Source organism: Streptosporangium sp. NPDC049376 (genome assembly GCF_044466505.1).
Taxonomy (GTDB): Bacteria; Actinomycetota; Actinomycetes; order Streptosporangiales; family Streptosporangiaceae; genus Streptosporangium.
Genome location: NZ_JBITMT010000006.1, coordinates 86,535 through 112,606, shown reverse-complemented (window position 1 = coordinate 112,606; position 26,072 = coordinate 86,535). Strand labels below are relative to the sequence as shown.

Annotated in this window: 24 protein-coding genes; 12 read left to right on the top strand and 12 right to left on the bottom strand. The window is 72.0% G+C overall.

The window, feature by feature from the left end:
• Window positions 1-59 precede the first annotated feature (59 nt).
• On the bottom strand, window positions 60-2,315 hold the full coding sequence (locus ACIBVQ_RS18570) for an AAA family ATPase (protein ID WP_399178743.1): 2,256 nt from the start codon (window positions 2,313-2,315) through the stop codon (window positions 60-62).
• 281 nt (window positions 2,316-2,596) lie between these two features.
• Between ACIBVQ_RS18570 and ACIBVQ_RS18565 the strand changes: the two genes are divergently transcribed.
• Complete coding sequence (locus ACIBVQ_RS18565) at window positions 2,597-3,919, top strand: lanthionine synthetase LanC family protein (RefSeq protein ID WP_399178741.1); 1,323 nt, start codon at window positions 2,597-2,599, stop codon at window positions 3,917-3,919.
• A gap of 108 nt (window positions 3,920-4,027) precedes the next feature.
• A complete protein-coding gene (locus ACIBVQ_RS18560) occupies window positions 4,028-4,921 on the top strand; it encodes a hypothetical protein (protein ID WP_399178739.1) in 894 nt (297 codons plus the stop codon).
• 37 nt (window positions 4,922-4,958) lie between these two features.
• Here the strand turns inward: ACIBVQ_RS18560 and ACIBVQ_RS18555 are convergent, their stop codons facing one another.
• Window positions 4,959-5,945 (bottom strand): sulfotransferase family protein, encoded by a 987-nt coding sequence (locus ACIBVQ_RS18555; protein WP_399178737.1) that lies wholly within the window; start codon window positions 5,943-5,945, stop codon window positions 4,959-4,961.
• 108 nt (window positions 5,946-6,053) lie between these two features.
• Here ACIBVQ_RS18555 and ACIBVQ_RS18550 point away from each other — a divergent pair, with 108 nt between their 5' ends.
• From ACIBVQ_RS18550 to ACIBVQ_RS18540, 3 genes are all read left to right on the top strand, one after another.
• A complete protein-coding gene (locus ACIBVQ_RS18550; RefSeq protein WP_399178735.1) occupies window positions 6,054-6,737 on the top strand; it encodes a response regulator in 684 nt (227 codons plus the stop codon).
• A gap of 62 nt (window positions 6,738-6,799) precedes the next feature.
• On the top strand, window positions 6,800-7,252 hold the full coding sequence (locus ACIBVQ_RS18545; RefSeq protein WP_390048326.1) for a MarR family winged helix-turn-helix transcriptional regulator: 453 nt from the start codon (window positions 6,800-6,802) through the stop codon (window positions 7,250-7,252).
• 48 nt (window positions 7,253-7,300) lie between these two features.
• Entirely contained in the window at window positions 7,301-7,669 is a 369-nt protein-coding gene (locus ACIBVQ_RS18540) for a DUF4440 domain-containing protein (protein WP_399178733.1), read from the top strand.
• Window positions 7,670-7,680: 11 nt separating this feature from the next.
• Here ACIBVQ_RS18540 and ACIBVQ_RS18535 read toward each other — a convergent pair whose 3' ends face one another.
• Both ACIBVQ_RS18535 and ACIBVQ_RS18530 read right to left on the bottom strand, forming a co-directional pair.
• Entirely contained in the window at window positions 7,681-9,642 is a 1,962-nt protein-coding gene (locus ACIBVQ_RS18535; protein WP_399178731.1) for a sigma-70 family RNA polymerase sigma factor, read from the bottom strand.
• A 56-nt stretch (window positions 9,643-9,698) separates the two neighbouring features.
• Window positions 9,699-11,363 (bottom strand): penicillin-binding transpeptidase domain-containing protein, encoded by a 1,665-nt coding sequence (locus tag ACIBVQ_RS18530; protein ID WP_399178729.1) that lies wholly within the window; start codon window positions 11,361-11,363, stop codon window positions 9,699-9,701.
• Window positions 11,364-11,781: 418 nt separating this feature from the next.
• Here ACIBVQ_RS18530 and ACIBVQ_RS18525 point away from each other — a divergent pair, with 418 nt between their 5' ends.
• Window positions 11,782-12,408, top strand: a complete 627-nt coding sequence (locus ACIBVQ_RS18525; protein WP_399178727.1) for a YigZ family protein — start codon at window positions 11,782-11,784, stop codon at window positions 12,406-12,408.
• 15 nt (window positions 12,409-12,423) lie between these two features.
• Here the strand turns inward: ACIBVQ_RS18525 and ACIBVQ_RS18520 are convergent, their stop codons facing one another.
• A complete protein-coding gene (locus ACIBVQ_RS18520; RefSeq protein WP_399178725.1) occupies window positions 12,424-13,653 on the bottom strand; it encodes an isochorismate synthase MenF in 1,230 nt (409 codons plus the stop codon).
• 167 nt (window positions 13,654-13,820) lie between these two features.
• Between ACIBVQ_RS18520 and ACIBVQ_RS18515 the strand changes: the two genes are divergently transcribed.
• Window positions 13,821-14,708 (top strand): SGNH/GDSL hydrolase family protein, encoded by an 888-nt coding sequence (locus ACIBVQ_RS18515; RefSeq protein WP_399178723.1) that lies wholly within the window; start codon window positions 13,821-13,823, stop codon window positions 14,706-14,708.
• A gap of 106 nt (window positions 14,709-14,814) precedes the next feature.
• Here ACIBVQ_RS18515 and ACIBVQ_RS18510 read toward each other — a convergent pair whose 3' ends face one another.
• From ACIBVQ_RS18510 to ACIBVQ_RS18495, 4 genes are read right to left on the bottom strand one after another with little or no spacing between them, the layout of a single operon-like run.
• Window positions 14,815-16,023, bottom strand: coding sequence for an MFS transporter (locus ACIBVQ_RS18510; protein ID WP_399178721.1), 1,209 nt, complete (start codon window positions 16,021-16,023; stop codon window positions 14,815-14,817).
• Between the two features lie 29 nt (window positions 16,024-16,052).
• Window positions 16,053-17,657, bottom strand: a complete 1,605-nt coding sequence (locus ACIBVQ_RS18505) for a DHA2 family efflux MFS transporter permease subunit (protein ID WP_399178719.1) — start codon at window positions 17,655-17,657, stop codon at window positions 16,053-16,055.
• Between the two features lie 17 nt (window positions 17,658-17,674).
• Window positions 17,675-18,019 carry a VOC family protein gene (locus ACIBVQ_RS18500; protein WP_362781374.1) on the bottom strand — a complete coding sequence of 115 codons (345 nt, stop codon included), beginning with the start codon at window positions 18,017-18,019 and terminating at the stop codon, window positions 17,675-17,677.
• 2 nt (window positions 18,020-18,021) lie between these two features.
• Window positions 18,022-18,201 (bottom strand): CopG family transcriptional regulator, encoded by a 180-nt coding sequence (locus ACIBVQ_RS18495; protein ID WP_362781376.1) that lies wholly within the window; start codon window positions 18,199-18,201, stop codon window positions 18,022-18,024.
• Window positions 18,202-18,589: 388 nt separating this feature from the next.
• Here ACIBVQ_RS18495 and ACIBVQ_RS18490 point away from each other — a divergent pair, with 388 nt between their 5' ends.
• A complete protein-coding gene (locus ACIBVQ_RS18490; protein ID WP_362913366.1) occupies window positions 18,590-18,871 on the top strand; it encodes a DUF3040 domain-containing protein in 282 nt (93 codons plus the stop codon).
• Between the two features lie 34 nt (window positions 18,872-18,905).
• On the opposite strand, the gene ACIBVQ_RS18485 is transcribed toward ACIBVQ_RS18490, so the two are convergent.
• Together ACIBVQ_RS18485 and ACIBVQ_RS18480 are read right to left on the bottom strand one after the other, a co-directional pair.
• The gene (locus ACIBVQ_RS18485) at window positions 18,906-20,534 is read right to left on the bottom strand and encodes a penicillin-binding transpeptidase domain-containing protein (RefSeq protein ID WP_399178716.1); all 1,629 of its coding nucleotides are present in this window, start codon (window positions 20,532-20,534) and stop codon (window positions 18,906-18,908) included.
• 75 nt (window positions 20,535-20,609) lie between these two features.
• Complete coding sequence (locus tag ACIBVQ_RS18480) at window positions 20,610-21,260, bottom strand: lysophospholipid acyltransferase family protein (RefSeq protein ID WP_362913362.1); 651 nt, start codon at window positions 21,258-21,260, stop codon at window positions 20,610-20,612.
• A 462-nt stretch (window positions 21,261-21,722) separates the two neighbouring features.
• Between ACIBVQ_RS18480 and ACIBVQ_RS18475 the strand changes: the two genes are divergently transcribed.
• From ACIBVQ_RS18475 to ACIBVQ_RS18465, 3 genes are read left to right on the top strand one after another with little or no spacing between them, the layout of a single operon-like run.
• Window positions 21,723-22,124 (top strand): GntR family transcriptional regulator, encoded by a 402-nt coding sequence (locus ACIBVQ_RS18475; protein ID WP_399178714.1) that lies wholly within the window; start codon window positions 21,723-21,725, stop codon window positions 22,122-22,124.
• Window positions 22,121-22,966 (top strand): ABC transporter ATP-binding protein, encoded by an 846-nt coding sequence (locus ACIBVQ_RS18470; protein WP_399178712.1) that lies wholly within the window; start codon window positions 22,121-22,123, stop codon window positions 22,964-22,966. The genes ACIBVQ_RS18475 and ACIBVQ_RS18470 overlap by 4 nt, the downstream gene beginning before the upstream one ends.
• A complete protein-coding gene (locus ACIBVQ_RS18465; RefSeq protein ID WP_399178710.1) occupies window positions 22,963-23,925 on the top strand; it encodes an ABC transporter permease in 963 nt (320 codons plus the stop codon). The genes ACIBVQ_RS18470 and ACIBVQ_RS18465 overlap by 4 nt, the downstream gene beginning before the upstream one ends.
• A gap of 18 nt (window positions 23,926-23,943) precedes the next feature.
• Here the strand turns inward: ACIBVQ_RS18465 and ACIBVQ_RS18460 are convergent, their stop codons facing one another.
• Entirely contained in the window at window positions 23,944-24,918 is a 975-nt protein-coding gene (locus ACIBVQ_RS18460) for a tyrosine-type recombinase/integrase (RefSeq protein ID WP_362781385.1), read from the bottom strand.
• 165 nt (window positions 24,919-25,083) lie between these two features.
• Here ACIBVQ_RS18460 and ACIBVQ_RS18455 point away from each other — a divergent pair, with 165 nt between their 5' ends.
• Complete coding sequence (locus ACIBVQ_RS18455) at window positions 25,084-26,064, top strand: DUF4037 domain-containing protein (protein WP_399178707.1); 981 nt, start codon at window positions 25,084-25,086, stop codon at window positions 26,062-26,064.
• Window positions 26,065-26,072: the final 8 nt, after the last annotated feature.

The following is a 26,072-nucleotide window of genomic DNA, read 5'->3' as shown; positions in this document are numbered from 1 at the left end:
GCCGTGCCCAAGCCCCGCGACGCCGCCAGGCGGAGCAAGGAGACACAGCCAGACACAACCTAGGGGCCGCCGCGGCCAAGGGTGAGCCTGGTCAGCTCGACCCGCGAGTGGATGTCCAGCTTGCGGAAGATCTGACGTAGGTGGAAGGCGACGGTGTGCTCGCTGATGAACATCTGCTCGGCGGCCTGGCGGTTGGTCAGCCCCTCGGCGACGAGGCCGCAGACAGCCAGTTCGGTGCCGGTCAGGCTGTCCCAGCCGGAGACGGGGTGGTCGGTGGTGACCCAGTGGCGGCGGCGTTCCCCGAGGGCGCGCAGCCTGCCGCGAACCCGGGCCGCGTCGCGCAGCGCCCCCACCTCGTCGTAGCGGGACAGCGCGTCGTCCAGGGCTCGTACCGCCAGGTCGCGGCAGCCGCCGTCGGAGCCGAGCAGTACCCCGAGGTCCTCGGCGGCCGAGGCGCGGGCCCACGGGTCGGTGTGCCCGTCCACGGCGCGGCCGAGCGCCTGCCGGTCGCGTTCGCGCAGGCCCCGGGCGTGGACCGCGGAGATCGCGGGGTTGGGCAGGCCGGGGTTGCGGCGGGCGATGTCCTCGGCGGCGCCGACCACGGCGTCGGCCCTGCGTGTGTCGTCGACGGCCATGGCCACCCGCACCAGCCAGGCGGCGGCGGCCGGTTCGCTGGTCAGCGCCCCGGTGTGCCGGGGCAGCGCGTCGTAGACCCGGCCGAGGGAGCTCATCCCGCCCGCGGCCCCGTCCAGGGCCTCGCTGATGCGGCCCGCCGCCAGTTCCGAGCGCAGCCGCGCGTATGGCGGCGCGTCCCGTGCTCCCCGCGCCAGTTCGCTCTCCAGGCATCGGATCGCCCTGGGCAGGTCTCCCGCCCGCAGTGACGCGGTGCCGAGCACGGACAGGGCGGAGGAGGTCAGGGACGGTACGCGCAGGGCCTCGGCGGCGGTCAGGCCGGTCTCCGCCCGCGCGATCGCGCTGCCGAACCGCCCGGCGGCCAGGTCGAGGCGGGCGCGCAGCAGCGGGATCTCCACGGCCCACTCGGGGTGGCGGGCCGCCTGCGTCTCCGCGTCGGCCGTGACGGCCTCGGCCTCATCGAGCAGCCACAGGTCGATGAGCATCGTGGCCAGTACGGCCCTGGGCCCGGGGTGGTGCCCGGCGCCCGGCCGCTCCACGGCCTCGCGGGCCAGGTCCAGGCCGTGGGAGAGCCTGCCCTCGTCCCAGGCCAGCAGGGCGGGCAGCATCAGCGTCTCGGTGCTGGCGCCGCCGTTCACCCGGTGCGGCCCGGCGACCGGTACGGCCCGTTCGATCTGGCCGTGCAGCGCCCGCCGTACGGGGGCGGGGACCGTCTCGACGACCGAGCGCCACAGCAGTTCGTGCCGGAAGGTCAGTTCCTCGGGGGTGGCGTCCAGCACGCCCGCGGCCAAAGCCTCCTCAAGGGCGGGCAACAGGGCGGCGGGGGTCTCGCCGAGCATCTCGGCGGCGTAGGCGGGGGAGAAGGACCGGCCGAGTACGGCCGTCGCCTCAAGCAGGTGCCTGGTCCTGGTGCTGACCTCCTCAAGGCGCCGCCGTACCGCGGTGTGCACGCGGCGGGGCAGCGTGGGGCCGGTCAGCCTGGCGAGGCCGTCCTCGACCTTGACCGCGTCCTCCTCGCGCAGCCCGGTGAGCAGTTCGACGAGCAGGAACGGGTTTCCCCCCGCCTGCGCGGCCAGGGCCGTCAGTTCCTCGTCCGGCGGCGCCCCGAGCGTGTCGGCGGCCACCAGGGCCACCGCCTGCCCGCACAGGGGGCGCAGTGTGACCGTCGCGGCCCCCTCGCTCCGCAGCAGGCCGAACAGGCGGGCGTCGTCGGTGCCCTCCACGGGACGGCGGGCCAGCAGCCAGGCCAGGGGGAGGCCGGTCAGCTGGGCGGGCAGCGCGCGCAGTGCCATGAGTGTGGCGGGGTCGGCCCAGTGCAGGTCGTCGAGGGTCACCAGCAGCGGTCCCCGCTTCGCGCGCCGTTCGAGCGCGTCGCGCACCTGATCGGCCAGCCACATCAGCAGGCTCGGCGCGTCGGGCATGGCGTTCCTGGTGACGGCGGCGGCGGAGGGGGACTCGTCGAGGGCGGACAGCAGCGGCCCCAGCGGGGTCAGCCTGCCGAGCATGTCGGCTCTTCCTGAGACGACGGCCGCCCCCGTGCCGGGGGCGGCGGCGCACGCCTCGGCGAGCAGGAGGCTCTTGCCCGTTCCCGGTTCGCCTTCGACGAGGATCACGTTGCCCGGGGCTCCCGCGGTCTCCAGCAGCCGCAGGACCGTCGCCCACTCAGGGGCCCGGCCGCGCATCGTCCTGTCCGAGATCCGAGATCATATAGGCGATTTTCTCCCCGATGTCCACTTCCATCATGTCCTTGGGTGGCGAAACGGCTCGCCAAGAGAGGTTCAGGGTTGGGAGTGGACGGGTGTGATCGCCCGGTTACCGCATATCGCCTCCGGTGTGTGAACGCGCGTAGTAGCCTGCCTTCGAGACCCGGGTAAACGTCATCCACCTCGCATGTTCCAGTATTACCTATTGATCCTGTAGGAAAAGGGGGTAAACTGGTGGTCCCCCGCACGAAGGAGCCGCCATGAGCCCGGAACCTGGGACAGAGAGCCCCTTGCGCGCGGCGACCGAGGCCGCGAGATGGATCCGCTCCGCGGCGGTCGACGACGAGCGGGGACGGCACTGGAAGGCCAACCCCGACCCACGGGGCAAGGCCGCCCTGACCGGCCATCCGCTCTCGCTCTACTCGGGCGCGGCGGGCATCGTCCTGTTCTTCCTCGAACTGGCCGCGGCGACCGGCGACGAGAGCTACCTCGACGACGCCAGGGCCGGAGCCCGCTACCTCGCGGCCACCTGGCGCGAACAGGCCGACCTGTCCCTGCACCACGGCCTGGCGGGGGTGATGTTCACCCTGGCGGAGGCGGGATGGGCCGTCGGGGAGGAGGCCTTCGAGGCCGAGGCGGTCGCGGTCGCCGACCACGTCGTGCGCAGCGCCCGCTCGATCGACGGGGGCCTCGGCTGGACGGGCGACCCGGCCCAGCGTGGCGACGGCGGCGTCATCCTGGCCCTGCTGCACGCCTCCGGCATCCTGGGCGTCCCCGCCTACCAGGAGGTCGCCGTCGAGGCGGGCACCCGCATCGCCGAGCTCGCCGTACCCGGCCATCGCTTCGGTCACGGCGCGTGCGGCGACCTGCCGCTGGACGCCGTCACGCCCGGCTTCCTGTCCGGCACCGCGGGCACCGCCTTCCTGCTGGCCCGCCTCTACGGCCTGACCGGGCAGACCCGCTTCCTCAGCGCGGCGCGCAGGGGGGCCGACTTCGTCCGCGCGGTGAGCGCCGTGAGCGAGCGGTGCGCTCTGGTCCCGCACCACATCCCGCAGGGCCGCGACCTGCACTATCTCGGCTTCTGCTCGGGTTCGGCGGGCGTGGCGCGGATGTTCTACGAGCTGTACCGGGTCGCGGGCGACGCCGGAGACCTCGACTGGGTCGAGCGGCTGGCCAGAGGCATCGTCCGCAGCGGCGTGCCCGGCCGCCAGACCGAGGGCTACTGGAACGTGGCCTGCCAGTGCTGCGGCACCGCGGGCCTGGTCGAGCTGTTCGTCGGCCTCTGGGCGGCGACGGGCCGCCCCGCCCACCTGGAGTTCGCCTGCGAGCTCGGCGACAACCTCATCGGCAGGGCCGCCGGGCACGACGAGCGCGGATCGCGCTGGTACCAGGCCTACCGCAGGTTACGCCCCTGGGAGGTCACCGCGGACACCGGCTACATGGTCGGGGCGGCGGGGATCGGGGCGGCGCTGCTCCACCTGGACGCGACCGCGCGTCCCGAGGAGGCGCGCAGGCTCCTGCTGCCGCCGGACAATCCCTTCCCCGCCATCCCGTTCCCGGCGGCGACGCTCCGCAGGCCCTGACCGTCTCACCGACCTGTGCCTCGTGGCCGTCAAGAGACGGCCAAAACTCGTGACCATGATTGGTGATTCCCCGTGAGCGCTGCCGAAGCCCTGCCTAGCGTCGATGACGTGCTGACATTCGACGATCTCCTGCCCGACCCCGCCCGCTCCGCCGTGGCCGTCGAACCACCACGGGCGGCACCGGGCCACTGGGCGGGCGCGCCCAGCGCGGTCGCGGCCGACGGGCTGATCTATCTGGCCTACCGGTTGCGCAGACCGGTCGGCGAGGGACGCGGTTACGCGGTCGTCGTCGCCAGGTCCCGCAACGGCGAACGTTTCGAGACCCTGGTCACTGTCACCCAGCAGGAGATGGACACCGAGTCGCTGGAGCGCCCCACACTGGTGCGCACCCCGCAGGGCCGCTGGCGGCTCTACCTCAGCTGCGCCACCCACGGCACCAAGCACTGGCGGGTCGAGGTGCTCGAAGCGGACGACCCCGCCGGGTTCGACCCCGCGGTGCGCCAGGTCGTGCTGCCCGGCGACCCCAAGACCGGCGTCAAGGACCCCGTCATCGTACGGCGCGGCGGCCTGTGGCACCTGTGGGCCTCCTGCCACCCCCTGGCCGACCCCGACGAGGCCGACCGCATGGTGAGCGACTACGCGACCAGCGTGGACGGGATCGAGTGGACCTGGCAGGGCACGGCGCTCAGCGGAAGGCCGGGGATGTGGGACGCCCGCGGAGCCCGGATCTCGGCCGTCCGCTTCGTGGGCGAACAGGTCGTGGCCCTGTACGACGGCCGGTCCTCGGCACTGGAGAACTACGAGGAGCGCACGGGGGTGGCGACCGGCACCGACCCGGCGGAGCTGACCCCCCGGGGGACCGGCCCTGCCGCATTCTCCCCGCACGCCGGCGGCGGCCTGCGCTATGTGAACGTCGTGGACCTGCCGGACGGCGGGCGGCGGCTCTACTACGAGTACACCCGTGCGGACGGTGCCCACGAACTGCGCACCGAACTGCGCTGAGCGCCGGGTTCCCGGGGCTCTCCCGGGAACCCGGCGCTCACACCTGCGGGCGCCCGTTCCTGGCCTGGCGCTGACCGTCGGGACGGGTGCCGACCAGGCCGCCGGAACGCTCCCGGGGCAGCAGCCAGTCGCTGAAGTCCTCCCCGGTCACCCGCTGCAGCAGCGCCACGTCCTCGGCGAAGTGGCCGATCAGCCGCTCGCGCTGCTCCCAGGTCAGCGGACGCCGGGCGCGGGCGCGCTGCTGCAGGCGCCGTTCGAGGGGGTCGGTGAGGGCGCCGCTGATCCGGGGCGGCAGGAACCGGCCGACCGCGGCCCCGGTGCGGAGCACCCTCGACAGCGCCCGGTGGGTGCGGGTCGGCTCGGGGTGGGCGGTCACGTTCTCCCTGGGCACCTCGGTGATCAGCCCGGGTTCGGCCCCCAGGAAACGGCAGATCCGGTCGAGGGTGGCGACGGGCCTGTCGACCAGGTCCCGGTACCGGAAGATCAGCACCTGCTCGCGGGGGAACAGCGTGAACAGGTGCTCGAGCTGCTCGCCGTACCGGCCGAGCGCGAGATAGTGCCAGAACGGCGCCCAGCCCGCCGCGATCCTGTGCTCCTCCTCGGCGCAGGCCTCGACCACGTCGCCGACCGGCTCAAGCCCGGCCGACCACAGGTGCGTCCAGTTGGAGTGTGCCCGCTCGACCGGGTCGCGCAGCGCCGCGATCAGCCGGACGCCGGGGATGGTCTTCCTGATGCGCCGCTGGGCGGCCCGGTCGTAGAGGTAGAACGGGGTCGACTCCCCTCTGGGCACCCCGGTCGGCGCCTGCGCGAACAGTGCCTCGTAGTCCTCACGCCGCCAGAGGTGCTCACGGTAGGTCTGGGCGTCGCCCGGCCCGCCCCTGGTGGGCGGCGGGCCGTCGCTGAGGAAGAACTTCGGTTCCTTCACGGGGGACAGGAAGAGCCCGGGATGACGGGACAGCGCGGCGTGCAGGGCCGTCGTCCCGGACTTGGGGGCGCCGATCGTGAGGAAGTCTGGCAGCGGCATCGTATTACCCCTAATTCCTACTTATTTTATCGCAAATATAGCTCTTCCTGGGGCGAAGACAAGCGCCCGGGTGGCCCGGGGGAGGCCCGGTTGGCTAGCCTGACCGCCATGACCGCCTCGCAGCCCTGGACGGTCGGCGTGCTCATCGCCGACGACGACCCGCTGGTGCGCGCGGGCCTGTCGATGATGCTGCGCGGCGCCCCCGACATCCGGGTGGTCGCCGAGGCCGGTGACGGCGCCGAGGTGCTGCCCCTGGTCTCCCGGCACGCCCCCGACGTCGTCCTGATGGACATCCGGATGCCCGTCATGGACGGCCTGAGCGCGACCGAGGCCCTGCGGGCCAGGGCGGGAGCGCCCGAGGTCGTCGTCCTGACCACCTTCGACGCCGACGAGCACGTGCTGCGCGCGCTGCGTGCCGGAGCCGCGGGCTTCCTGCTGAAGGACACCCCGCCGGAGGAGATCGTGGCCGCGGTGCGCCAGGTGGCCAGGGGCCTGCCCGTACTGTCCCCGGCGGTGACCAGGCGCCTCATCGCCCGGGTCGCCGACACCGGCCGCGACCGGCACCGCGCCCGAGCCCTGGAACGCCTCACGGCGCTGAACGACCGCGAGCGCGAGGTCGCCCTCGCCCTCGCCGGAGGCAGGTCGAACGCCGAGATCGGGGCGCTGCTGCACCTCAGCGTCCCCACGGTCAAGACCCACGTCTCCGGCGTCCTGGCCAAGCTCGGCCTCAACAACCGGGTCCAGATCGCGTTGCTCGTGCACGACGCGGGACTGCTCGACGACCGGGAGTGAGAGGCGCCGCCGTACGCCCGGCCGTCATGACGGTGAAACGGCCGGGCGGCTAGCATGACCGCATGGAACCCCGGCACATGCGGCTCGTGCTCGGCGGGGGCTCCCTGGTCAGCCAGGTCGGCCGTGATCTGCGCGCGGCGACCGAGGCCCAGCTGACGCCCTTCGACGTCACCACCCAGCAGGCCGCCGTCCTGCTGCACGCCGCGCGGCACGAGAGCAGCCCGAACCAGCTCGCCGCGCAGCTCGGCACCGACACCGCGGGCATGACCAGGCTGCTCGACCGTCTGGAGGCCAAGGGCCTCATCCTGCGGAGCCCCCGTCTGGGCGACCGCAGGTCCGTCGTCATCGAGCTCACCGGGGAGGGGCGGGAGCTGGTTCCCCGCCTGATGCCGGTCTTCCGGCACATCGCACACAGGCTCCTGGAGGGCTTCTCCGACGATGAGGTCGAGCAGCTGCTGGCGCTGCTGCAGCGGATGCTCGGCAACCTCGGCGGCCCGGCCACGGCCAATCAGTGAATCTACTTTGTAAAGGGCCAAGGCCCATGCAACGAAAGAGGGGAAGCAGTGGCACACGAGACCGTCTGGGCGGTCATCACCGCGATGTACGAGGCCTACCTGCGCGGTGACCGGCCGGGGATCGACCGGCTGCTGCATCCCGAGGCGACCATCTGGGACTCGGCGGAGCAGGTGCTGATCACCAGCAGGGAGCAACTGGACAAGGTCCGTGACGCCCGCCCGCAGGACGGTCCCGCCGAGACGGGGCTACGGGTCCACGACGAGGTCGTCGACGTGTGGGGCGACACGGCGCTGGCCAGATACCTGCTGCGCGTGGACTTCGCTCAGGGGGTTCCGGAGATCGTGCGGACCACCGCCGTGCTGCGGCGCTCCGGAGACGAGTGGCGCATCGTGCACCTGCACGAGAACACGCTCTGACTCCGCCCAGGTCACCGGGGCCTGAGCCGGCGCAGCGTGTAGCCCTCGCCCGAGGGGTCGAGTGACCGGGTCGCCCGCTTGAAGAGATACTCGGCCCGTTCGTAGGAAAGCCGCCCGCGTCCCGTCTCCGGGCACAGATCCGCCGGGACGGGACGCCGGGACGGCCCGGGTCTGCGGTCGGCGAGGAACAGCGGGCCGCGGGCCCGGCCGGCCACCAGGCGGGGCAGCAGCCGAGCCGTCCCCGAGCGCCAGCCGATCCAGACGCCGCCCGAGAGCGCCCGGCGATCCTCCAGGTCCAGGTCCTCGACGTTCAGCGACAGCACGGCCCGCACTCCGGCGGCCGACTCGTGCAGCAGCCGCCACAGGGCCAGCTCCCGCACGGGCAGGTCGTCGCGCTCCCAGAGCGCCGCCAGCAGCGCCGGGTCGATCATCCCGGCGGGCGGGCCGGTCTCGGCACGCCGGTCGAGGCGGGCGGACAGGTCCTCCAGCGAGGCCCAGGCGCAGAAGGAGCGGACGGCGGAGCGGTGCCGGTTCCACGTCCTGGCGGCGGAACCGCCCCAGGCCGTCTCGAACACCCGCGCCACGCGTTCCGGGGTCATCGAGGTGAGCGGGGCGCGCTCGCCCAGGGCCAGGCACAGCCGCCGCAGCGTCTGCCCGTAGGAGCGCGAGGTTCCCGCGTCCAGGTCCTCACGCGCCAGGAAGCCCCGTACGGCCTGGCCGAGCGTGGGCCCGGCCACGTGGGGGAGCGCGAACCCCTCCGCCCGGCGGAGCAGGAAGTCCCGTTCGGCGGCGTTGCCGGTGAGAAGGGCGGCCCGCTCGAACTCCAGCCGCGCCTCCTCGTACCGTCCCAGCCTGGCCAGCAGATCGCCCCTCACCCCGGGCAGGAGGTGGTAGTCGCGCAGCGCGGGATCCCCGGTGAGCGACTCGACCAGGTCGAGCCCGGCCTGCGGGCCATGAGCCATCCCCACCGCCACGGCCTGGTTGAGCCGCACGACCGGGGTGGGCAGCAGCAGGGCCAGCGCCTCGTACAGGCTCGCGATCCGCGCCCAGTCGGTCTCCTCGGCGCTCGCCGCCTGCGCGTGGCACACGGCGATCGCGGCCTGCAGCACGTACGGCCCCGGCGTGCCGCCCGCCTGCCTGGCCCGTAGCATCGCGGCGAAGCCACGGTGGATGAGCAACCGGTCCCAGCGCCCCCGGTTCTGCTCGTGCAGCTGGACGGGCTCACCGGAGGGACCGGTACGCGCCGCCTCACGGGAGGCCTGGATCTCCATCAGCGCGACCAGCCCGTGCACCTCCGCCTCGTACGGCGCCAGCCCGGCCAGCAGCCTGCCCAGGCGCAGCGCCTCAAGGCAGAGCGCGGGACGCGTCAGGTCGCCCCCCGAGGTCGCCGAGTATCCCTCGTTGAAGATCAGGTAGATGACCTCCAGCACCGAGGCCAGCCGCCCGGCCAGCTCGGGGCCCTGCGGCAGCTCGAACGGCACCCGCGCCTCGGCGAGGACACCTTTGGCCTCGGTGACACGGCGGGCGATCGACCGCTCGTCGGTCAGGAAGGCCCGGGCGATCTCCGCGGTCGTCAGGCCGCCGACGAGCCGCAGGGTCAGCGCCACCCGCGCCTCGGTCGCCAGGATCGGGTGGCAGGAGACGAACATCAGCCGCAGCACGTCGTCCTGTTCGGGGTCCCGCTCGGGGCCCGGCGGCTGGTCCGCCTCCCGGGTGAGGCGTTCGTCACCGAGTTCGAGGCGCCGCGCGCGCCGGATGTGGTCGACGGCCCGGCGTTTGGCGACGGCCGTCAGCCAGGCGCCCGGGTTGTCGGGGACACCGGAGTCCGGCCACTGTTCGAGCGCGGAGACGAGCGCGTCCTGGGCCAGTTCCTCGGCCAGGCCGACGTCGTGCACCAGCCTGGTGAGACCGGCGACGATCTTCGCCGATTCGAGTTTCCAGACCGCGCCGACCGTGCGATGGACGTCCGTCACGGCATCGATGACAGCATCCGTCACCTCGGCTCGCAAACCGGCGAAGCGCTGGAGGGCTACCGCAGGGCGTTCAGGAAGCGGGCCGCGACCGGGGCGGCCGTCGCTCCGCCGCTGCCGCCGTTCTGGACGAAGGCCGCGAAGGCCAGGGAGCCGCGGTAGCCGATGAACCAGGCGTGGGAGTGGCCTCCGGCGACCTCGGCGGTGCCGGTCTTGCCTGCGGTGCCGGGGGGCAGACCCGCCGCCGCGGCGGTGCCCTGGGTGACGACGGAGCCCATCATGTCCCGCAGTTGCGCGGCCACCTCGTCTCCGATCGGCACCTCGGGCGGTGAGTCGGCCGGGGGTCGTTCGGTCATGACCGCCGGTTTCCACACGCCGGTCGCGGCGGCCGCGGCGACCTCGGCCATGCACAGCGGGCTGGCCTGCACCGAGTTCTGCCCGATGGCGTCGGAGCCGAGCTCGTTCAGGTCGGTGTGCGGCCTGATCCGGCAGGAGCTGAGGCCGGGCTTCTCCCTGAAGCCGAACCGGTCGGCGGCCTCGGCCCGCAGGCCGCCGTCCCGCAGCCGTTCGTAGGACTGCTGGACGAAGGTGGTGTTGCAGGACAGCGCGAAGGCCGTGGTGAGGGGGAGGACGCCGCGGTCGGCCGGTTCGGCGTTCGTGAAGCGCCTGGCGTTGGGGATGGTGTAGGCGGCGGGGCAGGGGACCGGGGACCGGGAGGTCAGCCCGGTGCGCAGCAGCGCGGCGGCGGTCACCACCTTGAACGTCGAGCCGGGCGGGTAGAGGCCGTTGAAGGCGCCCTTGCCGCCCAGGGTGTCGGCCACCGCCCGCACCTGGCGGGTGTGCAGGTCGATCGCCACGAGGGCGGCGGGCGCCTGCAGGCCGTCCAGGGCGTGGGCCGCGGCGCTCTGCACGTCCTGGGAGATCGTGGTGCGGGTGGCCTCACCCTCTTTGGAGGGGGAGGCCAGCAGTACCCGTCCCGAGGGGAACTCCCGCAGCTTCAGCTCGGTCGTGGTGCCCTCCAGCCCGGTGAAGTAGTCACCCGCCCTGCTGCCGGCGGGGAACGGCAGGCCCTCGCGGGTGAGCGTGGCCGGTCGCCTGACCTTGGTCTCGGTGAGCCGCAGGCTCCTTCCCTCGCCGAGCGAGGGGTGCATCGTCTGCGGGGTCCAGCGGACGCGCCACTGGCCGGCGTGCCGTACCAGGCGCAGCACGGAGGAGAACGGCCACGGCCCGAGGCCGGTGATCTGCCGCACCCCCTGGAAGGGCACCTCGGCTTCGAGCGCGCTGCGCCGCCGCGGTGTCTGCGGGGTCAGGGACGGCGGCACGGCGATCCGCAGTTCGGCGTCGAAGCGGCGGTGCCGTTCGGCGAAGTCGGCGGGGGGAGCCGAGACGAGGCCGGCCATCGCGGCCAGGTCCCCGGCCTGCCAGGCGGCGAGGTACCTCACCGCGACCTCCTGCGGATCCCCTGCCTGAACGGTGGCCTGGGTGGTGGCCTGGACGGCGGCAGGGGGCGCGACGGGCGGAGGCGACGACGGAGCGGGGGACACCGGGGGCGACGTTTCGGGCGCGGGGGTCTCGGCCGGCTCGAAGACGAAGGTTCCGGCGGCCCTCGGAGTCGGCGTGGGCGAGGTGGAACCGCCGTCCGTGACGATCAACGTCCCGTACACGCCGAACCCGGCGATCGCGAGCGCCAGGGCGATCAGGGCGAGAACCAACCGGCCGCGCATGTCCTCCTCCGGAGGTCTCGACGGGGGCACGCGAACGTCCGGAAACGGTCTCGTCCATCGTCCGTACGGCTGCGCGTCCCTGATTGTGCACCATATAGTGCGAAATCCATAATCCTGGGACGTGCTGAATATCGCCGTGGATGAAACAGATGGGATACGCGACCGAATTCCCTTACATCAAGCTTTCTCCAGAAATTCAGACATCTGCTAGTAAGAGATGGGTTTTCCCGGTTCGCGGAAAGGCGCGCGAAAATCGGGAACCCGGCAAGCGGGGCTCCCGCACCGGGCCCGGGTGACGCGACCGTCCGTGACGGGGCCGGTACGCTCTCGGGCTTCGAGCCGGCCGTCGGGCCCGTGGCGAGCCGGTCAAGCCCGGGGCGCCGTGAATCTACTTTGTAAAGGCGAGTAGCCTGGAGGAATGGCCCAGCCGTACCTGACCCCGGAGGGCGTCACCGAGCACGAGATCGAGATCAAGCGGTCACGGTTCATCTGCGCTCTCGCCCCCGTCCGCTCGGAGGAGGAGGCGCGCGCCTTCGTCGCGGCCCGTAAGGGGCTGTACGCCGACGCGACCCACAACTGCTCGGCCTACGCGGTCGGGGGAGAGCTGGGCGCCCGCAGGGCCGACGACGACGGCGAGCCCGGCGGCACCGCGGGCACCCCGATGCTGGAGACCCTGCTGCGCAGGGGGATGGGCGACGTGGTCGCGGTGGTCACCCGTTACTTCGGCGGGGTGAAACTGGGGGCGGGCGGCCTGGTCAGGGCGTACGGCTCCGCGGTCGGCAAGACCCTGGACCTGGCGCCGCTGGCCGAGATGGTCCCGGCGAGGGTGATGACGGTGACCGTCGACCACGTCCGCGCCGGGCGCCTGGAGAACGACCTGCGCGCCTCGCCGTACGAGGTCAGGCAGGTCGGTTACGGCGCGGAGGTCTCCTTCCAGGTCGCGGTGCGCGAGCGCGACCTGGCGGCCTTCCCCGACTGGGTCGCCACCCTGACCTCGGGCGGCGCCGAGGTCGAGCGGGGTGAGGAGATCCACCTGCGGGCCTGACCCCGGCCCGGGTGGTCAGCCCTCCAGGGCGTACTGCATCACCCGGAACTTGGCCTGGGCCTCGGCCAGTTCGGCGGCCGGGACGGAGTCGCCCATGATGCCGCAGCCGGCGAACAGGCGGGCGCGGGAGCCGTCGACGCGCGCGCACCGCAGCGCGATGCCCCACTCTCCGTCGCCCCGGGCGTCGATCCAGCCGACCGGGCCCGCGTAACCGCCCCGGTCCATGCCCTCAAGCTCGCGGATGACCTCCAGGGCCGTGCGTGTCGGCGTGCCGCCGACGGCGGCCGTCGGGTGCATGGCGGCGACCACGTCCAGCACCGAGGCGCCCGCCGAAAGGCGGCCGGTCACCGGGCTCGCCAGATGCTGGACGTTCGGCAGCACCAGCAGTTCGGGTTCGGCGGGCACGTTCAGCTCAGAGCAGAGCGGGGCCAGGGCGGCCCGGACGGAGTCGACGGCACAGGCGTGCTCGTGACGGTCCTTGCCCGAGGCGCGCAGCGCGGCGCCGCGCCGTCTGTCGTCGGTCTCGTCGGCACCCCGCGGGGTCGTGCCCGCGAGCACCAGTGACTCGACGGTCTCGCCGGTGCGCCTGACCAGCAGTTCGGGGGTCGCGCCGACCAGCCCGTCGCAGGAGAAGGCGTAGCAGTCCGGGTAGCGGCCGGTCAGGCGGGCCAGCAGCACGCGCACGTCGATCGCCCGTTCCGCGACGGCGGTCAGGTCGCGGGCGAGCACGGCTTTCTCCAGACGGCCGGACCTGATCCGCGCCACGGCCCTGGCCACGGCGTGCTCCCACTCGGGGGCGGTCAGGCTGCCGTCGCCGTAGCGGATCCTGCCGGGGTCGCGCGGTGCCGTGACCAGGTCGAGCGGTTGCCCGCCGACGGTGGTCAGCCAGGCGCGGCCCGCACGGCGGGCCAGGACGATCCTGGGGACGACGAGGACGGAGCCGGGGGAGTCCTCGTCGAAGGTGAAGGAGCCGAAGGCGACCGGTCCCGAGCCGGGGACGCCGACGCCGTCGTCCACATGGGCCTCGCCGAGGGTCGCCGCCAGCCAGTCGCGGGCCCAGCCGAACCGTCCGGGACCGGGGGGAATCTCGGCCCGCGCGGCCTCTCCCCAGGCGACCAGGCCTTCGCCGCGCCTGATCCAGGCGTACGGCGAGGCCTCGGGGAGCCGGGAGAGCAGATCGACGGGGTCGTCGACGGGGGTGGTTCTCACCACGAGGGGGCGGGTCAGTCCGAGCGCGACACTCACCCGGAACACTCTATTCCGCGCTCCGGCCGCGTCCGGAGCCCGGTCCCTCGCCCGGCCGGGGCGCCGTGCTCCGTCAAGAAATCCGAAAGCGGCCGGTCGGCGACGGGCGGCCCGGTGTCCTGCGGTGATACATCCGAAGCACTGGTGATCTCTCAGGCGGAGGTGTCATGCCCGGCAGGACTGTGATGGTGCTCACGGCGGCGGCGGCGTTCACGGCCCCGTGGGCCGCCTGCCCGGCTGAGGCCTCACCCGCGGTCTCGTCTTCGGCCCCTGACGTGCGGGGGCCGTGGCGTCCCGCGGTGGTCGCGGCGCTCGGCGACTCGATCAGTGCGGGCTTCAACGCCTGCGGCTGGTACGTCTCCTGCCGTTCCCGGTCCTGGTCGACCGGCGACGACGTGGGTGTCCAGAGTCACTACATGCGCCTGCTCGACCTGAACGCGGGGCCCGCACTCGGGAGCGAGGTGAACCTCGCCGTGCCGGGAACGACCAGCGCGGGCCTGGCCGCCCAGGTCGGCCAGGCGGTCGCGCGGCGGGCCGACTATGTGACGGTGCTGGTCGGCGCGCAGGACGCCTGCGCCGAGCAGGAGCGGCTGATGACCCCGGTCTCCGTCTACGAGCGGCGGGTGGCCGGGGCGCTGGCCGCTTTCAAGCGGTCCAGGCCCGGCGGCAGGGTGTTCCTGGCGAGTGTGCCCGATCTGAAGCGGTTGTGGCGGGTCGGCAGGGACAATCTGGTGGCGCGTGGTTTCTGGGCGGTCGGCAGGATCTGTCCCACGATGCTGGCCAAGGCGTCCTCCGACGCCCCGGCCGACCGGGCCCGCCGTGACCGGGTGCGTGCCCGGGTGGCCGCCTACAACGCCGCCCTGGCCAGGGTCTGCGCGGCGTACGGCCCGGCCTGCAGGTTCGACGGCAACGCCCTGTTCGACTGCCCGTTCACCCTGGACCAGGTCAGCAAGTGGGACTTCTTCCACCCGAACGCGGCGGGGCAGCGGCTGATCGCGCAGCGGACCTACCCGGTGGTCCGTGACTGGTTCGAGCGGCCGGAGCTTCAGCCTTGATCGGACGAAGGAAAAATCTACATTGTAAAGGCGCCTGGCAGGGAAAAATCACGAACAGAGACGAGGTCAACCCCCTCAGCGAGGACGTGAAGGGCCTGCCGGGGCCTCATCTGCGAGGCAGCAGTACGGCGGACGCGCACATCACGCCCGCGGCGACGAAGAGTGATGTGCGGGTGCCGGTCCAGGTCGCCGTGAGGCCGCCGAGGAGGATGAACAGGGGCTGGGTGACCGTCGTGGCGAACGACCACAGGGTGGCCACGCGGGCCATCAGGTGGTCAGGGGTCTGCGCCTGCCGGTATCCGGCCATGGTGGAGTTCGCCGTACCGGCGAACAGCAGGACCATGCCGAACCCGAAGCCGCACATCAGCAGTCCGGGTGTGCCGGGGAGCGCCGCCGGGATGAGGAGATACCAGGGGCCGCGCAGCATGCCGGCCCACCACAGGGCGCGTACGGCTCCCAGCCGGGTCACGAGTGTCGGTGCGAGTCTGGCGCCGAGGAACCCGCCCAGTGACGGCACTCCCATCAGCAGTCCGTACTGCCAGGCGTCGAAGCGCAGGTCGCGCAGGTAGAACACGGCGCTCACCGAGGCCGCCATCGAGCTGGCGCCGGCGAAGGTCACCCAGCTGATCAGGATCGGCCGGAGCGTCGGGTGTCCCCAGGCGAAGCGCCATCCGGCGAACAGTTCCGCGCGTCGTGACGAGCGTTCGTCGCGCGTGGGCGGGGCCGGCTCCGGGGCGCGCAGGGTCTTGATCGCTGCCGCGCTGACCAGGAAGGACAGGGCGTCGACGGCCAGGGAGCCGGCCGCGGTGAGGAAGCCGATGAGGGCGCCGCCCAGCGAGGGGCCGGCCGAGACGCCGAGCCAGCGTGTCGACTCAAGGCGGCTGTTGGCCTCGATCAGCTGTTGTGCCGAGACCAGCGCTTTGAGGTGGGCCTGGGCGGCGGCGGTGAACGCGATCTGGCACGCGGCGTTGATCACGGCGATCACGCCCAGTTGCACGAAGGTGAGAAGGCCCGTGACCGCCGCGATCGGGACGCTCGCCAGGCAGGCGAATCTGATGACGTCGGCTGTGATCATCACTGGGCGTTTGTGTCTGAACTCGATGTGGTCGCCGAGGGGAAACGCCAGCAGTGCGGTGGTGATCGCGGTCAGTGCCGACAGCAGCGCGACCTGGAAGGTCGAGGCTTCGACGACGGTTACGGCGACGACGGGCAGTGCCACCATGCCGACGGCCGATCCGAGTTGGCTGATGGCCAGGCCCGTCCAGAGCCGTTGGAAGTCGGCGTGGCCTCTGAGGCTTGTCTGGGGGGAAGTCACTCTGCCGCATTATGTCGTGGCGATCGGCTTCAGTTGGCCGTCTGGCCGCCGGTGGTTTCGGGGACGCCGGGCCGGTGGCCGGTTGGGTGGCGGCGTCGCATCAGGACGCAGGAGAGGGCGCCGAGTGCGATCACGGCGATGGGCAGTGCCAGGGTCGGCCGCATCGCGTGGACGAATCCGTGCTCGAACACCGACTCCGCCGTCCGGTGAATGTGTTCGGCGAGGTCCGCCGGTGTTCCCGGGGGTGGCCTCAGCGCGGCGCCGGCTTCCAGGCCGCTTTCTGCGGCGTTGTCGAAGCCGGTCAGGAACCGGTCGCGGATGCCGGCGGGAAGGTCGGCGGCCTGTTGGGCGGCCTCGGTGTGGAGTGAGGCGGCGAGGCGGTTCTGCAGTACGGCGCCGACCGCGGCGCTGCCGCAGATCGTGCCGATCTGCCGGATGGTGTTCAGCACCCCGGAGGCGGCTCCGGCCAGTCCGGGTTCCACGTTGCGCAGGGCGACCGTGACCATCGGGCCGAACACGCAGCCGATCCCGGCCCCGGTCATGATCAGGGCGGGTTGGAACTCCCATCCCGTACGGCCGACGTCGGTGACCCAGGCGAGCCAGGTCAGGCCGGCCGCGAACAGGGTCAGGCCGCCCATCAGGATGTATGTGCCGCCGATCCGGTCCGACATCCGGCCGGCGAGCGGTGACAGGAGTGCCGATACCACCATCGCCGGCGCCATCACCAGGCCGGCCGTGAAGGCGCTGAGGTGCAGCACCGACTGCAGGTAGATCATCACCGGCAGGAACAGGCCGATCATGCCGACCTGGACGGTCGCGGACACGAAGCTCATGACGGCGTAGCCGCGGTCGCGGAAGAGCGCGAAGGGCAGCAGTGGTTCGTCGCCCTGCCGGCTGCGCTGGTGGATCAGGAACGCCGCCAGTGAAAGCGCGGCGCCGCCCAGCAACGCCTGGATTGCGGTGCCCCAGTCGTATCGTTCACCTTCGGTGAGGGCGAAGGTCAGGCAGAACAGTGTGGCCGTGGCGAGTGTGACGCCTGGCATGTCCAGTCTGCGGTGGGAGCCGTGCCGGGTGTCGGGAACGAGGGTGAGGGCCATCGCGAGGACGACGGCGCCGATCGGGACGTTCACGAAGAAGATCCAGCGCCAGTCGGTCGTGCTGACGAGGAGTCCGCCGAGGGTGGGGCCTGCGATGGTGGCCACGCCGGCGACCGCGCCCCAGACGCCGAGTGCCGCGCCGCGGCGCTCGGCCGGGAACGTGCCGATGATGATGGTCATCGTCTGCGGCACCAGCGCCGCGGCGCCCAGCCCCTGTACGGCGCGGGCGGTGATGAGCTGGGCCGGGTCCTGGGCGAGTCCGCAGAGTACGGACGCCACGGTGAACAGTGCGACGCCTGCGACGAACATGGTGCGTGGCCCGCGCACGTCGCCCAGGCGCCCGGAGGTGATCAGCAGCGCGGCGAGGACGAGGACGTAGACGTTGATCACCCACAGGATCTCGTCGAGTGACGCGTGCAGTTCGCCGATCATGCTGGGGATGGCGACGTTGACGACGGTGATGTCCAGCAGCGTCATGAAGAATCCGAGGCTGAGGGTCAGCAGTACCGCCCATGGGTCGCCGCGCCATCTGCTCATCCGTGTCTCCTGGGCTGTCAGCTCTTGGCGGGGGCCTGCAGGCTCCACAGCCGCCCGTCGGGGTCGCGGACGGTCATCTCCCGGGTCCCGTAGTGGGTGTCCTCGAACGGGGTGACCACTTCGACGGCCGGGTCGGTGTGGAAGAGGTTCTCGTCGGCCACCTTCAGGGCGAGCTGTACTCGGGGTTCGCGGTTCTCGGGGATTTCGACGGTGACGAGATAGGGGCCTTCGCCGTTGCGGAAGACGCCGGAGCCGTCGCCGGTGGAGATCTCCAGTTCGAAACCCAGTGCCTGGAGGAACCTCGCGGTTCTTCCCCAGTTGTGGGTCTCCAGGAACACCGCCTCGAGTCCTTGGGTCGTCATTGTCATGACTCCTTGTGTGGTGATTGCCGTTGTTGCCCGGGGGCGTCGTCGAGGTAGGCGCGCAGGGCGTCGGCGACCAGCGCGGACAGGGACATGCCCTGCTCGATCGCGTGGTGCTTGACCTGTCTGATCAGCCCTGTCGGGAGGTACACGTTGAACTGCTTGACTTCCGCGTCACCCATGACGCCGATGCTAGCATCCTAGCAAGCTAGATCGCGTGGTCGTTTTCGTGGCCCCGCCGTGCGCGCGGGTGACGCGGGGTTGTGGCCGGTGCGCCGGTCGTGATCGCGGTGGTGAGGCGGGCCGCGAGGATCTGTTCACGGAAAACGGGAGCGTCATACGTCCGTGCGGTCGTCGGCTCCGCCCGGTGGTTTGCCGGGGCCGGCGGAAAGCGGCCGCCGGGTCACGGAAAGGACCGCTGCGGGAGAGCGTTCGCCCACGTCGCGGGCTGCGGGGAACACAGGTGGCGGGGGCGGAAAGAAGCGGTAAATCGCCGCCATGTAAATGGATAACGATCTTCATGATTGGGCAGGAAACCGGCACACGCCTTGCGTCCCGGGGAGGTACGGCATGGCCTGGTCGCAAGACGAGGAGCGAATGCTGCTGCAGATCGAGCGTCACCTCACCGACGAGGACCCACGCTTGGCAGCTCGGCTGGAGTCGTTCAATGAGCGTGTCCAGCGTCAGGAGGGCCGCCGCAGGCGCCGTGTGCGCGGGGAGGGCGGACCGGCCAGGGGTCCTCGCGGGACGACGGTCGTCATCGTGGTCAGCTGGATGCTGATCGCGATCCTGATCGCCATGCTGCTCGTCCTGGTGTTGCGTCACGAGGCCGCGGCGGCGCTCCCTCTCTGAGGACCCGGCGGGCTCGGGCGGGGAGTGGGGGGCCTCAGCCCAGCGCGCGCAGGAAGGCCGCCGCCACCGGGGCCGCGACCGCTCCGCCTCCGGTGCCCTCCTCGACGATCACCGCGAAGGCCAGGTCGCCGCGGAAGCCCATGAACCAGGCGTGGGTCTTGAGGTCGTCCTGCGGGCCGTACTCGGCGGTTCCGGTCTTGCCGCGGGTGCCCGCGGGCAGGCCGGCGTCCTTGGCCGTTCCCTTGGTGACGACCGCGGACATCATCTTGTGCATGTCCTGCAGGACTCCGGAGGGCAGTTCCCGGGGTTCGGCCTTCTGCTTGAGCGCGGGGACCAGGGTGGGCGGCCGCCAGGTGCCGTCGGCCAGGGCCGCGGCGGCGGAGGCCATCACCAGGGGGCTGGCGGTGATGCGGCCCTGGCCGAAGGACTCGGCGGCGAGTTCGGCGTCGCTCTGCGCCCTGGGGAAGCTTCCCTTGGTCGCGGGGACGCCGATGGTGAGCGGTTTGTTGAAGCCGAACAGCTCCGCGGCCCGCAGCAGTTTGTCGGCGCCGAGCCGCTCCTTGGTGAGGGGGGCGAAGGTGGTGTTGCAGGAGTAGGCGAAGGCGTCGGAGAGGGTGACCGCCCCGTAGCCCGCGTGGTGGGAGTTGCGGATGGGCAGGCCGCCGACGGTGACGTCCTTGGGGCAGGTGACGTCCTCGCCGGGGGTCATTCCCGAGGCGAGCAGTCCGACGGCGGTGACGGCCTTGAAGGTGGAGCCGGGCGGGTAGTTGCCGTCGAGGGCGCGGTTGAAGCCGCCCTGGTTGTTGACCACGGCGAGGATCTCGCCGGAGGAGGGTTTGACCGCCACCAGTGACGCGGTCTGCTTGAGGTCGCGTACGGCGTCGGCCGCGGCGCGCTGGACCCGCAGGTCGAGGCTGGTCTTCACCTCCTGGCCGTCGTGTCCCTCGATCGTGTCGAGGGTCTTGGCGGTCTTGCCGGGTCCGACGATCTGAATCTCGGTGGCGGGGGCGCCCGCCAGGCTCCGCTGAAAGGTCTGCTGCAGCCCGCCCCTGCCGATCGGGTCGCCCGCCTTGTACGGCGCGCCGAGGGTTTTGACGTCCTTGTCGGTCGCCTTGTCGAGGTAGCCGACGAGTTGCTGGACCGAGCCGCCGGCGTCGCCGGTGTCGATGCGTTCGCCGCCCGCGGCGGTGATCCGGGCGCGCTGTGGCCACTTGGTCTTCAGGGCGAAGGCGGAGCCGTCGGCCAGGCGGGGGTGGAAGGCGGCGGGGGACCACTTGACCCGCCAGTTGCGGTCGACGACCGCCAGGGGGAGGGTGCCGGTGTAGTCCCACTGGCCGATGTCGCGCAGGCGCAGGGTCGCGGTGTAGGCGGCCTCCCCGGTGCCGTCGCCGGTCTCGCGGACGGAGCCGAGGCGGATGGAGACCGACTCGACCGCGAGGTTCCTGCGCATGTCCTCGTAGGTCTTGGTGAGCGCCGGGGCGGGGGTGCCCGTCTCGGCGCGCATGGCGGCGAGGTCGCCCGTCTGCCAGGCGGTCACGAATCGCTGCGCGGTCTCCTGGGGGGTGCCTCTGGTGTGCAGGAACCACCAGGCCCCGGCACCCGCCGCCCCCGCGGTGAGTACGACGGCTGCCGACGTGATCGCGATCGTCCTGCCCTTCGGCACTTGGCTACCCCCCCAGTTGTCCGTGCCCGAAGGTCGCAGCCTAGCGTGAACGCCCCGAATTGTGACGACAAATAGTCAATTGTCCTTACTGCGGCTGGGGGCGTATCCCGGGGCACGCTCCTGGCCGGACAGCGCGTGGATCGCGTCCATGATCTCATCGGTCACCCGGCGGCGGTCACGGGCGTCGGTGTGCGAACCGGTGAAGGTCAGGGGCGCTCCGATCCGGATGCCGACCCTGCCGAACCTGGGCACGCCGGTGCCGATCGGCAGGACCTTGTCCGTGCCCTTCATCGCCACCGGGATGACCGGGGCACCGGTGGCCAGGGCGAGCCAGGCGACTCCGATCTTGCCGCGGTAGAGACGGCCGTCGGGGGAACGGGTGCCCTCGGGGTAGATGCCGAAGAGCTCGCCGTCCTTGAGCACCTTGGCGGCGGCGTCCAGCATGTCCTGGGCGGCGGTCGGGCTCTGCCGGTCGATGGGGAGCTGCCCGGTGGCCCGCATCCAGGCGGCGGTGACGGGGTTACCGGTGAAGTACTCGGCCTTGGCGACGAAACGCACCTGGCGGGGCAGTACCAGTGGCAGGAAGGTGGAGTCCACCACGGACAGGTGGTTGGAGGCCAGAATCGCCGGTCCCGTGTCCGGCACGTGTTCGGCCCCGGTGACCGTGGTCGGCCACATCAGGTGCAGGAAAGGAGCGCTGACGATCTTGGTCAGGCGATAGAGCACGGGCTCTCCTCATCAGATGGGATCACCACACTAGGCGGTGTCCCGGCGTCCCGCTGGTGTGTGCACCCGAACAGGCGGCGTCTTCATGTTTGTAGCCTCCCTCCAAAGCCGGAGGCCTCCCACGAGAGGAAACCGCAAAACGAACGCCCCGTGGGAGCGGACTCCCACGGGGCGGAACGTTTGAGCCGATGTGGCGGTCGCCTCCTCGGCGAGAGGCACAACACGGCTCCAGCCGAACGGTATTCCGTGAAGGCGGTAATTTGCGGCCCGGGGGACACAAACCACATCGGCACGATCACTCTAACGGACGCCGGACGGTGGTTATTCCGTAACGGGCCCGGTGTGTCAGCTCCGATGCGGCGCGGGCCCGTGTACGGGGCCCCGCACGGAGCGCGGGCGTGGGGCCAGGTTGACAGCGGACGACCGGCTCCAACACCCTTTCACTAGTCGAATAGTGAAAGGGTGTTTTCGTTGATCGAGTTCGTCCTGGACAGGGGCTCGGGCGTCGCGACGTACCTGCAGCTCGTTCACCAGGTGAAACAGGCGCTCCGGCTCGGCGTGCTCCGTCCCGGGGACCAGTTGCCGACCGCCCGCGAGGTGGTCGAGAGCCTGGCCATCAATCCCAACACCGTGCTCAAGGCCTACCGGGAGCTGGAGCGCGAGGGCCTGGTCGAGGGACGGCCGGGGATGGGGACGTTCGTCCGGCAGGGTGTCGCGGGCGCGACGCTCGCCGAGCACACACGGCTGCGGCGCGCCCTGGAGGCGTGGGTGTCCGAGGCCCGCGCGGCGGGACTCGACCAGGAGGATCTCCGGGCGCTGTTCGCCGTGGTCCTGACCGGCGCCGCGAAGGAGGGCGTGGCATGAGCCCCGTCCTGGAGGCGACCGGGCTGGGCGTCCGCTATCGCCGTACATGGGCGTTACGCGACTGCTCGCTGTCGTTGCCCGCGGGCCGGGTGGCGGCGCTCGTCGGACCCAACGGGGCGGGCAAGACCACACTCATGCACGCGGCCGTCGGGCTGCTGCGGCCCAGGTCGGGGGGCGTCCGCGTGGCCGGCACGGCCGCGTTCGTGGCGCAGGACAAACCGCTGTACGACGGCTTCAGCGTCGCCGACATGCTCACCTTCGGCCGCCGGACGAACGCCCGCTGGGACCAGGCCTCCGCCGTCGACCGGCTCGCCGGGCTGGGCATACCGCTGGAACGGAAGGTGAGCGGGCTGTCGGGCGGGCAGCGGGCGCAGGTGGCGGTCACGATGGCCCTGGTCGGCCGGCCGGACCTGCTCATCCTGGACGAACCGCTGGCCAACCTCGACCCGCTGGCCCGTCACGACGTGATGCGTTCGATCATGGCGGAAGTGGCCGATCGGGAGCTGACCGTGCTGCTGTCCTCGCACGTCGTCTCCGACCTGGAGGAGACGTGCGACTGGCTGATCGTGCTGAACGGGGGACGGCTGCAGGTCAGCGGTGACATCGAGGAACTGCTCCAGGAGCACCTCGTGCTCACCGGGCCGCGGGAGGCCACGGCGGCGGGGGTAGGGGTGGTGAGCGAGAGCCGTACCGGCAGGCAGACCGGCATGCTGGTCAGGGGACCGCTCCCGCCCGACCCGCGCTGGCGGGCACGACACCCCGGGCTGGAGGAGCTCGTCATGGGCTACCTGCGCAGCCCCGAGTCGGCGGCCCTGCCGCGACCGGCGGGGGTGGACGCGTGATCTGGGTGACCTGGCGCCAGCACCGGGCGCAGATCCTCGTGACGGCGGGCTTCCTGGCGCTGCTGGGGCTCCTGCTGCTGGGTTCGGCCGTCGAGGCGGGCCGGTACGCGGCCGAGCACACCCCGCCGGGCTGCCCGGGCCCCGACGTGGCGTGCGGGGAGCTGGAGGTGGCGCTCGGGCGGCGCTACGGCGCGGTCTACACGATCTTCGGATGGATGCCGCTGGTGGCCCCCGCACTGATCGGGGCGTTCTGGGGCGCGCCGCTGCTCGGCCGCGAGTACGAGCGCGGCACCCACCGGCTGGCCTGGACCCAGTCGGTGTCCGTACGGCGGTGGCTGCTGGTCAAGCTGTCGGTCCTGGGCGCGACGGTCACGGCCGGGGGGCTGCTGCTGTCGCTCATGGTGAGCCTGTGGCGGCCGGTGTTCAGGAAGGGGGCCGACTCCACCTTCGGCAACATCGGCGTGTTCAACATGGTCGGGGTCCAGCCCGGGGTGTGGTGGCTGTACGCGTTCATGCTCGGCGTCGCGGCCGGCGCCCTGTTCCGGCGGACGCTGCCCGCGATGGCGCTGGTCGTGGCGGGGGTGACGGTGACGATGTTCACGCTGTTCCAGCTGAGCGACCACTACGCCGAACCCGTGCGCGCCGAGCTGTCCGGCGACGTGCTGCTCGCCGACCCGGACGCCCGGCTGGTGGGCGCCGCCTGGGTGGAGCCGTCGGGCAGGGAGGTCACCGAGCCGTCGGTCGGCGGCTGCCCGCACCGGGCGGACATGGGACGGAGCGACAGGAACGCCAGAGCGTGGGAGGCCTGCCTGTTCGGCAAGGGGTACCGGCACGCGGTGTACTACCACCCGCCGTCCAGGTTCTGGCGCTTCCAGTGGACCGAGGCGGGCATCCTGACGCTCGCGTCGGCGGCTCTCGCCGGGCTGGCCGTACGCCGCACGCTGCGCAGGCCCGGCTGACGGGCCGGCGCCCGCGGGTCACAGCGGTCTGGCGGGGGGAAGGGTGATCCTGTCGACCGCCTCACGGCGGCGCCGTTCGGGGCGCCGGTCGTAGCGGGCCGTGGTGGCGGGGGAGGAGTGACCCACGAGGGCCTGGGCGGTGGCCAGGTCGACGCCCGCGTCGAGCAGCTCCCCGATGAAGGTGCGCCGGAAGTCGTGCGGGGTGCGGGCGGAGGCCCCGGCCTGAGCCAGCCGTCTGGCCAGGATGTCGGCGACCGCCTGGCCCGTCATGGGGGCGGGCCCGGCCCCGGTGGTCCTGAGCGAGCCGTACCGGCCGATGGGGCAGAACAGCGCCCCGGCGGGACGCCCCCGTACGGCCAGCCACCGTTCCAGCCTGCCGACGGCCTCGGACGTCAGGTAGACCAGCCGTTCCTTGTCGCGCTTGCCGCGCACCCGCAGGGAACGGGCCCCGGGGTCGTAGTCGTCCAGGGCCATCGCGGCGATCTCGGCGCGCCTGCAGCCGGTGGAGTACAGCACGGCGAGCAGGGCGGCGTCGCGTGTCCCGGCGGGGGAGGGGTCGTCGTCGCAGGCGGCCAGGGCGGCGCCGACGACCTCGGGCGGAACGTGCCTGCCCGCGGGAAGACGGGTGTGTTCGACGGTGGGCAGGTCGGCGGCGCGCTGGTACTCCTCGGCGGTCATCTGGCCCAGGCGCCACGCCTCGCGCAGCACCCTGCGCAGCGCGACGAGGTGTTTGTTGACATAGGCGGCCGACCAGCCGCGTTCGGTCATCAGGGTGCGCAGGCGCACGGTGTGCTCGTAACGCAGCAGATGCCAGGGCTGGCCCTCACCGCTGGCGGCCTGCCCGCCGGAGACGAGACCGGCCAGGCGGTCCAGGCAGCCGCGCATGGCGCGGCGGGACTCGGAGCTGGTCAGGGAGTCGAGGTACACCCGGTAGGGATCACGGGCGGGTTCGACGACGGGCCCCGAGGGCTCGGGCAGCACGGGCACGCTCACCCGGCGACCTTATCGAACCCTGGAAATCTACATTGTAAAGCCATCGGGTTGAACGCCCTTCCTCACACACCACAAAAACCCCTCGTCGAGGAAGGAGGCGGCCTCCTCCGGAGGGGAGAAAACCCGATGCGCCGGGCGGTTCCGGCAGGCAGAGTGAATGGAGTGATGTCCAGTTTTGTCCCTGGTCTGCAGTTTTCACGTGACTTCTACACGCAGGAGGTACGGCCCGTCATCGCCGGCGTCGCGCACAGCGCGGCGTTGATCGGGCCGGGCTCGGAGGTGCTGGCGTTCGACACCGAGCGTTCGGCCGCCCGTGGCTGGGGGCCGCGGGTGGTGGTGTTCGTTCCCGAGGGGTCGGTGGGTGAGGTCACCGCGTCGCTGGCCGAGGCGTTGCCCCGGGTGTTCGGTGGTTATCCGGTCGTGGTGGGGGAGGGCGGCGGGGTCCGGGTGGTGGAGCCCTCGGTGTGGTTGCCGGGCAGGCTGGGGTTCGATCCGCTGGCGGGGGCCGGGGTGCTGGATTGGTTGTCGGTTCCCTGGCAGCGGTTGGCGGAGGTCACCGGTGGTGAGGTTTTCCACGATGGCCTGGGGGTTCTGGAGCGGGTTCGTTCGGTGTTGCGCTGGTATCCGGCTGATCTGGAGCGTTACGTGCTGGCGTGTCAGTGGCGGCGGGTGGCGCGGTTGGAGTCCTTTCCCCGCAGGTGTGGGGAGACGGGCGACGATCTGGGGTCGGCGGTGTTCACGGCGTCGCTGGTGGGGGAGTTGATGCGGCTGGTGTTGCTGGTGCGGCGCCGGTATCCGCCGTATGCGAAGTGGGTTGGGGGTGCGTTCGCGCGGCTTTCCGGTACGGCGGAGCTGGGTGAGGTGTTGTCGGCGGCGGTGGGGGCGGGGGATTGGCGGGTTCGTGAGCGGTGTTTGGGGGAGGCGGTCGAGCGGGTGTCGGTGTTGCACGGGCGGCTGGGGTTGGGGGCGGCGGTGCGGGGTGGTGGCGCGCGGGGGGTGGCTGAGGCGTTGGCCGGTGGGGTGGTCGATCCGGTGGTCAGGGGGTTTCCGTTGACGGGGTCGGTGGATCAGCTGGGTGGGTGTGCGGAGTTGCTTGAGGATCCGGTGCGGTGCCGGGCGGCGGTGGGGGCCGTATTGGGGTTGTGAGGGGGTGG

Excerpts from the sequence above, each read along its gene's own strand:
- ACIBVQ_RS18570 (WP_399178743.1), bottom strand. The coding sequence starts at position 2,315 with ATGCGCGGCCGGGCCCCTGAGTGGGCGACGGTCCTGCGGCTGCTGGAG.
- ACIBVQ_RS18565 (WP_399178741.1), top strand. The coding sequence starts at position 2,597 with ATGAGCCCGGAACCTGGGACAGAGAGCCCCTTGCGCGCGGCGACCGAG.
- ACIBVQ_RS18555 (WP_399178737.1), bottom strand. The coding sequence starts at position 5,945 with ATGCCGCTGCCAGACTTCCTCACGATCGGCGCCCCCAAGTCCGGGACG.
- ACIBVQ_RS18550 (WP_399178735.1), top strand. The coding sequence starts at position 6,054 with ATGACCGCCTCGCAGCCCTGGACGGTCGGCGTGCTCATCGCCGACGAC.
- ACIBVQ_RS18545 (WP_390048326.1), top strand. The coding sequence starts at position 6,800 with ATGGAACCCCGGCACATGCGGCTCGTGCTCGGCGGGGGCTCCCTGGTC.
- ACIBVQ_RS18530 (WP_399178729.1), bottom strand. The coding sequence starts at position 11,363 with ATGCGCGGCCGGTTGGTTCTCGCCCTGATCGCCCTGGCGCTCGCGATC.
- ACIBVQ_RS18525 (WP_399178727.1), top strand. The coding sequence starts at position 11,782 with ATGGCCCAGCCGTACCTGACCCCGGAGGGCGTCACCGAGCACGAGATC.
- ACIBVQ_RS18515 (WP_399178723.1), top strand. The coding sequence starts at position 13,821 with ATGCCCGGCAGGACTGTGATGGTGCTCACGGCGGCGGCGGCGTTCACG.
- ACIBVQ_RS18505 (WP_399178719.1), bottom strand. The coding sequence starts at position 17,657 with ATGAGCAGATGGCGCGGCGACCCATGGGCGGTACTGCTGACCCTCAGC.
- ACIBVQ_RS18500 (WP_362781374.1), bottom strand. The coding sequence starts at position 18,019 with ATGACGACCCAAGGACTCGAGGCGGTGTTCCTGGAGACCCACAACTGG.
- ACIBVQ_RS18495 (WP_362781376.1), bottom strand. The coding sequence starts at position 18,201 with ATGGGTGACGCGGAAGTCAAGCAGTTCAACGTGTACCTCCCGACAGGG.
- ACIBVQ_RS18490 (WP_362913366.1), top strand. The coding sequence starts at position 18,590 with ATGGCCTGGTCGCAAGACGAGGAGCGAATGCTGCTGCAGATCGAGCGT.
- ACIBVQ_RS18470 (WP_399178712.1), top strand. The coding sequence starts at position 22,121 with ATGAGCCCCGTCCTGGAGGCGACCGGGCTGGGCGTCCGCTATCGCCGT.
- ACIBVQ_RS18455 (WP_399178707.1), top strand. The coding sequence starts at position 25,084 with ATGTCCAGTTTTGTCCCTGGTCTGCAGTTTTCACGTGACTTCTACACG.